Genomic DNA, 5,230 nt, shown 5'->3' with positions numbered 1-5,230 from the left:
TATTTCTCTATTAAAGAATCATTTGCATCTGGGTTTAATGTTTTCATAATAGCAATGGCAAAAATTCTAAATGCCTCAACACCATAAACGTGCGTCAAGTCTTTCAAAATATCATTTGAAAGATTTTTAGCAAGCATATAGTCACCATAATTTTTTGGTCTTAATTCTATTGATATTTCTTTTTTAGGTACGTATTCTCCATTTATTATATGACCTATGACAGGTCCGTTTTTTGGATAATTCTTACCATTTTTATATTCACATCCAATTCTTTGAATAACAGCTCATGATTTTCCTGTTAATTTAACGATAGTATTTTTTGGTCTTGGAACTTGCCTTATTTCTAATGGTACAGCCATAATATCTCTCCTTTTCTATAGTGTATTATATAGTATATTATAACATAAAAGACAAGTCTTTTAAAAGTATTTTTTAAAAATTTTATTAATTTTTCTAAACAAAAAGAGTACATTTTATTACTAAAACATACTCTTTTATTAAAAATTTTCATTTTTTAATTGTTTTTGTGCTATTTTAACCGAAAAATATAGTGTATATTTTTGGAATTCTTTATTTAATGTATTTAATAGACGAAAATAAGAATTTTTTAGTAAATTATTAAAATTATATAGTGTCCAAAATTGGGAATTTTTTAATACACAGCATGAATAGGAAAGTTAAGATCTTTATTATAAAAGGATTTTATCTTTTTATATGTAGATCTCCTAGAAGCTGGTGACATTATTCTTTGCAAAACTAAAAACTTGAAAATTTCATTTATAGAATATGTTGTTTTGTAGTTTAAGGTAGCAAAAAAATCATCTAATTCCAAGAATTGATATACTGCTTCTAAATATTTGTAACCAAAGTTATATGAACTTGAACTTGGATCACCTAAAAATGATTTATCTTTGATTTCACTAAAAGTTATTCTAGGTCCTTTAAGTGCATTTTTGTTAAACTCTTCAACCTCTTTTATGAATTTATTTTGATCTAGTTGGTCTTCTAGATAGCCAAAACTTTTAACGATTTCTTGTTTAACTTTTCTGTCTTTGTCTCGATATCCCCTAACAACTCTAAAATATGTCTTAACAGTTCCATCTTTAAATTTTATCTTATCTCGTTTTATCATGATATCTCCTATAAATATTTTAGCATAACTTTGGAAAAAGTAAATAGAAGTAAGAAAAAAGATGAAAAAGCCCTTAAAATCTAAACTTTTCATCCTTTTTATTTATTTGTTAGTACAACAACTGTAAAACTCGGGAATCTTTATAATATTATAAAGATTTTTTTATTTCTATCTTTTAACTTATAATTTTATATTTGATTTTTTTCTACTTTTAAAGTCTATAAAATTAGATACAATTTATATTAAGGTGTTATTTAATAAATAGTGTTAGATAACCTAATTTTATAAAAGATAAATATAACAAAGGTGGTATTTAAAATACATGAATAATAAGAAATTTTTAGCTATTGATATTGGAGGTACAGCTATTAAATATGGTGTTTTTAACAGTGATTTTGAACCTGTTGAATTATTTAGTATTCCAACAAAACTTTCAAGAGAAGAGTTATCAAAACAAGTAGAAGAAATTATTGAAAATCATTTATTTATTGATGGTGTTGCTATTGCAACTGCTGGAGTTGTTGATGAGTTTGGAACAATTAAATATGCTAATTCAACTATAAAAAATTACACTGGTTTTGAGTTTGAAAAGTTTGTTAAACAAGTTTTAAACAAAAATAATATTGATGTTCCAGTTAAAGTTATAAATGATGCTAATAGTGCTGCTTATGCTGAACATGTTTTTGATAAAAACTATAATAATTCTCTTACTTTGACTTTAGGTACTGGAGTTGGAGCTGGAATTATATTAAACGGTAAACTTCTATTAGGAAATAACGGAACTGCTGGAGAAGTGGGAGCAATTAGATTTTTTAATTCTAAAGAAACTATTGATAATGAATTATCTTGATCAAGATTTTATATAAATGTAAAAGAAACTTTACAAATCAATAATCCTGATATTTGACAGTTATATCAAAATAATGATTTTATAAAACAAAAACTAGACAAATATTTAGATAAATTAGCAAATCTATTAACTATTTTAAGTTATACAATTAGTGTTGAAGTAATTTATCTTGGTGGAGGATTTAGTAATTGTGATCCAAATATTTTAAGAATGTTAAATGAAAGATTTAAACAAAATTACAATTTCTATAATATCAATCTAATCGAGATTAAATATGCAGCAAACAAAAATAATGCAGGTATGTTAGGTGTATTACACTTATTAATAAATAAACACTTTAAATAAAATTTTTACATGTTAAAAGACAATATAAACAATTATAATACATATCTAAGCTGTTGATTGTTTATACAAGTTAACTATTAATGTAAAATAAAATTAAAGGAGACCAAAAAAATGAAAAAGAAGTATCTATTAAACTTTTTATCAACATTTTTTATGTTCGTACTTGTTATAATTGCTAATGAATCTTTTGGTTATGGAAATAATCAACATTTACACGTATTAGGAAAAGAAACAACTCCTTATGCATTAGCTGTTACAGGTTTTGTATTTTCAGGACTTTGTTTAATAATACCGTTTTTATTAGCTTTTATAAAAACTAAAAAAATTAAAAAACATGAAAAATTATTAATCATAATAAATATATCAGTATTAATTTTAGCTACAATGTTGTTAATCATAGCAGTTCCTTTCTTTATTGCAGTATTAGGTTTTAAAGCTATTGCTCCAGGACTAGGGGTTATAATTTTATATCTAGTTGGTATGTCTTATGCTTTACCAAGTCATTTAAAAATTATTTTAGAAAATAAGAACTGTTCAAAAGATTGTCCACGCGATAAAAAAAATAAAAAAGATGAAAAATAGAGTTAATAAGTAGAAACTTTTTTTGTTATGCTACTTAAACTCTATTTTTATAAAATTTATAAAGTCTTTATTATAAAAAAGAGCAATGCTAAAATAACAATAATATTTAAATTAGGAGTGTTTATGAGCAAAAATAAAAAAGTAAGTATTATTTTAGTTGCAGGTGGTAGTGCTAGTGGTAAAAGCACAGTAGCTGATAGAATTGCTAACAAGATTTTAAAAGACAAGTCAGTTTCTCATATTTCAATGGATGATTACTATAAAGATTTTAGTGAATTGTCAATTGATAAAAGAAAACAAATTAATTTTGATCACCCCAACTCAATTGATATTGATTTATTAGTGAAAGATTTAACTAAATTAAAAGAAAGACAAAATATCACCGTTCCAATCTATGATTTTGTAAAATCAACAAGAACAGAACAAACAAAAATAATTAAGTCAAGTGACGTAATTATTTTAGATGGTATATTTGCTTTATATTTTGAAAAATTACGTGAACTAGGTGATATAAAACTATTTATTAAAACGGCTGATGATTTACGTTTTATTAGAAGATTAGAACGCGACACTAAAGAACGTGCAAGAAGCATTGAAAGTGTTATTCACCAATATTTAACAGAAGTAAAACCAATGCATGATATTTTTATTGAACCTACAATTGATCATGCAGATCTAATCATTCCTTATAAAGAAGGAAATGAAGTAGCGATTGATATTGTAACTACAAAAATAAAATATTTATTAAATGAATAATCACTTAAAAACCTAGATAAATCTAGGTTTTTTAAACTATAGTAAATGGACCAGTTCACTTATAATGATTATTTCAAAAGTTAAATATTTTCATAACTGGAATATAAGTTAGTTTAATTGATTGAGCATAAGTTCTTGCTGCTTTAAAATCAAATTCATATTCGTTTATAGCTGATTTAACTAATTTAGTTACTTCTTCATTGTAATATATTTCTAATCTATTTTTATATCTCATTGATATATAGTAATTTATAAATAAACATAAAACAAAAGCAAAGCATAAATATCCAGAGATAGGATTAATTCAAAACCAAGTTAATGTGTATTGAGAACTAGATATAATCACATTTGATGAATGCATTTGATCAAATTCACCTGTTGTTTGATTGTAAAGATATAAAAATAATGAGAATGTAAAACTAATAACAATTAATGATAAAAGTGTATAAGGTATTATATAAATTAATGTCTTATAAAAAGTAAGTTTATTATCTTTTTGAATTTGTTTTGCTGATATTCATAATCTTGAAATCAAATAATCTATTTCATAACCTGTTGATTCAAAAATACGTTTACTAATAACGATTTGTTTTTTAGACTTATTTACGTTTCTAAATATTTTTATCATCTTTTCAGTATCAGTGTAGATAACTTCATAATCTTTTAAATTAAACATAATTTTGAAATTTAAAATTATGTTATTTATTTCAGTTGAAGTAATGTTATTGTTAGAACTATTAATATAAGGCACTCGATGATTTATATAAGTTTTTGTATAGAATAGATACAACATTAATATAGAGCCCAATAAAAATATATTTATTATTAGTAATACTAAATTTAATAAATTATATTGCATACCCATACTCCTTTATAAATTAAATGTACTTGTGTTTGAAAATCTTGTTATATTTATAATTTTAAACCATTTATAGTATGAAAAAATAATATTTGTTTAAGGTGAAACTATTTCTAGTAAAAGATATTAAAAAAACCAAGTTTTAATCTCGGTTGAAATTATAATTCTGCATTATGATAAACGTTTTGAACGTCTTCTAAGTCATCTAATTTATCTAAAAGTGTTTGTAATTGTTTTTTAATTTCCTCATCAGTAATAACAATTCTTTCATCAGTTGGAATCATTCCTACGTTTCCCACTTTAAGCATAAAAATAACAGTTTAAACTTATAAACCTAAATTTATAAGTCAAATGTTATTTTTTTAAAACTTCTAAAAGAGTGTGATAAGTATCTCAACTTTCTTTTAACCCATCATTAAACACTTGTATTGTTTCTGTTTTTTGTTTGTTTACAAATATCTCAATTTCTTTGACATCTTTAATAATGTTAATCATTTTATGTTCAGTAATTCTATTTTTACCTTGTAATCCTAATCTAGAATTCAAAAGGTAAACTACATAATTTAAAAACACTAAAGATACAAAACATAAACAAATATATCCAACAATATGATTTCATGTTGATAGATACATTGGACGAAGTGACAATTTACCTTTTAACGTTTTAAAATTAGATTCAATTTGTCACTGTTTTGAATATAAATTT

Annotated in this window: 7 protein-coding genes and 1 pseudogene; 3 read left to right on the top strand and 5 right to left on the bottom strand. The window is 23.5% G+C overall.

What is annotated here, in order from left to right:
- Both AB668_RS05355 and AB668_RS04660 read right to left on the bottom strand, forming a co-directional pair.
- Positions 1-359, bottom strand: a pseudogene (locus tag AB668_RS05355) (hypothetical protein); the annotation flags it as partial.
- A 293-nt stretch (positions 360-652) separates the two neighbouring features.
- A complete protein-coding gene (locus AB668_RS04660; RefSeq protein WP_050517834.1) occupies positions 653-1,132 on the bottom strand; it encodes a hypothetical protein in 480 nt (159 codons plus the stop codon).
- Positions 1,133-1,454: 322 nt separating this feature from the next.
- On the opposite strand from AB668_RS04660, the gene AB668_RS04655 reads away from it, so the two are divergent.
- From AB668_RS04655 to udk, 3 genes are all read left to right on the top strand, one after another.
- Positions 1,455-2,327 carry an ROK family protein gene (locus AB668_RS04655; RefSeq protein WP_050517833.1) on the top strand — a complete coding sequence of 291 codons (873 nt, stop codon included), beginning with the start codon at positions 1,455-1,457 and terminating at the stop codon, positions 2,325-2,327.
- 111 nt (positions 2,328-2,438) lie between these two features.
- Positions 2,439-2,909 carry a hypothetical protein gene (locus AB668_RS04650; protein ID WP_050517832.1) on the top strand — a complete coding sequence of 157 codons (471 nt, stop codon included), beginning with the start codon at positions 2,439-2,441 and terminating at the stop codon, positions 2,907-2,909.
- Positions 2,910-3,032: 123 nt separating this feature from the next.
- Positions 3,033-3,665, top strand: coding sequence for a uridine kinase (gene udk / locus AB668_RS04645; RefSeq protein ID WP_050517831.1), 633 nt, complete (start codon positions 3,033-3,035; stop codon positions 3,663-3,665).
- Between the two features lie 31 nt (positions 3,666-3,696).
- On the opposite strand, the gene AB668_RS04640 is transcribed toward udk, so the two are convergent.
- The 3 genes from AB668_RS04640 to AB668_RS04635 all read right to left on the bottom strand — a co-directional run.
- Complete coding sequence (locus tag AB668_RS04640; RefSeq protein ID WP_050517830.1) at positions 3,697-4,524, bottom strand: hypothetical protein; 828 nt, start codon at positions 4,522-4,524, stop codon at positions 3,697-3,699.
- Positions 4,525-4,682: 158 nt separating this feature from the next.
- On the bottom strand, positions 4,683-4,832 hold the full coding sequence (locus AB668_RS05350) for a YebC/PmpR family DNA-binding transcriptional regulator (protein ID WP_235443355.1): 150 nt from the start codon (positions 4,830-4,832) through the stop codon (positions 4,683-4,685).
- Positions 4,833-4,878: 46 nt separating this feature from the next.
- Positions 4,879-5,230, bottom strand: a 352-nt coding sequence (locus tag AB668_RS04635; RefSeq protein WP_152908072.1) for a transposase, incomplete at its 5' end; no start/stop codon positions are given.

The organism is Mycoplasma sp. HU2014, from assembly GCF_001199495.1.
In the GTDB taxonomy this organism is placed as follows: domain Bacteria; phylum Bacillota_I; class Bacilli_A; order Mycoplasmatales; family Mycoplasmataceae; genus Mycoplasma.
The sequence above is the reverse complement of the archived record's forward strand: the minus strand, read 5'-3'. Positions and strand labels throughout refer to the sequence as shown.